The organism is Halomonas flagellata (assembly GCF_022487945.1).
In the GTDB taxonomy this organism is placed as follows: Bacteria; Pseudomonadota; Gammaproteobacteria; order Pseudomonadales; family Halomonadaceae; genus Halomonas; species Halomonas flagellata.
On sequence record NZ_JAKVPY010000147.1, the window covers coordinates 1 to 530 of the forward strand.

The following is a 530-nucleotide window of genomic DNA, read 5'->3' on the forward strand; positions in this document are numbered from 1 at the left end:
CTTTCTCAAGAGGCTTTTCTACTAACTATTTGGCAAGCTCGGGAGAATTTCACTCCCTGAAAATTAATCCCACTAAGTGGGTTTAATTTACCTGAACCATCGGGACTGCATCGAGAAGAAATAAGGTTTTTTTGTTTTAATAATTTGTGGGCCTGCCTTTGTCGGCAGAAAGGCTTGCTCCGAGATAGTTGAATTTTCACCCTACAATTTACAGCACTTTTTTTATTGTCTCTTATAAATTACTACTCCTTGCACCACCCGATTGATTGCTCCTGAAACAGAAGGGTTGTCTGGATCTAATCCCATGTTCAACGATTTATACAACCCGAGCAGCTGTCCGACAATGGTTATTGGGACTGCTTGAAGCGGATTATTATGCGTTGTTTCTATGAGTATTTTGTTTGAATTCGGGAGATGAACTTCCGGTATGTTACCAACGGCAATAGATCTGATTTCTCGCAGGTCTTTAGCGATATCTTCAGCAAGGTCTTTTTCATATTTAAAAACATGAGGGTCATCTGAAAATAAAT

1 protein-coding gene is annotated in these 530 nt (G+C 39.4%); it reads right to left on the reverse strand.

Translation table 11 applies throughout. From position 1 onward, the window contains the following. Nucleotides 1-222: 222 nt before the first annotated feature. Nucleotides 223-530, reverse strand: a 308-nt coding sequence (locus MKP05_RS21600; protein WP_240570177.1) for a phosphoheptose isomerase family protein, incomplete at its 5' end; no start/stop codon positions are given.